The 877-nt window shown below is 69.0% G+C and carries 1 protein-coding gene; it reads right to left on the reverse strand.

All coding sequences use genetic code 11. From position 1 onward, the window contains the following. Window positions 1-11: 11 nt before the first annotated feature. The gene (locus tag IE136_RS35190) at window positions 12-761 is read right to left on the reverse strand and encodes a transposase family protein (RefSeq protein ID WP_189602565.1); all 750 of its coding nucleotides are present in this window, start codon (window positions 759-761) and stop codon (window positions 12-14) included. Between the last annotated feature and the right edge of the window lie 116 nt (window positions 762-877).

Here is an 877-nt window from a genome sequence, read left to right on the forward strand (position 1 = left end):
ACTGAGCCTTTTCAGCGTTGCCTCTCCAGGGTGAGGACCGCGGCGGCGATGTCCGTCATGCGGTTCGGGCTGCAGCGGCTCCGGCGGAAGATCCGCCAGGACTTCAGGCGGGCGACGCCTCGTTCGGCAGGAGCGCGGGCCTGGGCGAGTGCCCGGTTCAGCGTCCGTTCGGTCGGTGACAGTTCGCCGTTGGGCGGGTGGCGGAAGGCGGTGGTGACCCAGGAGCCGGCGCCGATGTAGGCGCGGTCGGCGACGATCGGGACGCCCTGGCGCTCGCAGATTCGGATGATGCGGTGGGTGCGTGCGGCGGTCAGATCGTGAGCGCGGCCCGGCAAGGCCGGCGAGATCCACAGAAGCTGGCCTTCGGGATCGGTGACGACCTGCACGTTCACTCCGTGGCGCCGGTGCTTGTGGGAGTAATCGGCGCGTCCGTCGCCCAGGCGGTCGCACTCGCTGAGGGTGCCGTCCAGGAGCACGTAGTCCGGGTCGTGCTCGCGCAGGGTCTTGAGCAGGCCCGGCGCCCGGTCGGCGAGTAGCCGCACGACGGCGGTGGTGTAGGCGTGGGCGGTGCCTACGGATATGCCGAACCCGGAGGCGATCTGCGCGAGAGTGTCGTGCTTGCGCAGGTAGGCGAGAGCGACGAGGGCGCGCTTGTGCGGCGGAAGCTTGCAGCGGCGGTCACCCTCACGGGTGACGATAGGCATCGTGACCCACTCGACCAGCGCATGAGGCAGGTCGAGTGCGGCAGGATAGGGAACCAACAGGGCTCCTGGACCGGCAGGTTGCGACTTCGAACACCTAGCCCAACGGCACGGGAGCCCTGTCCGTTGCGGCACCAAGGTCATCACCCGATCGGTGGCCACGCTGAAAAGGCTCA

Origin of the sequence: Streptomyces lateritius (assembly GCF_014649715.1) — a bacterium.
Lineage (GTDB): Bacteria > Actinomycetota > Actinomycetes > Streptomycetales > Streptomycetaceae > Streptomyces > Streptomyces lateritius.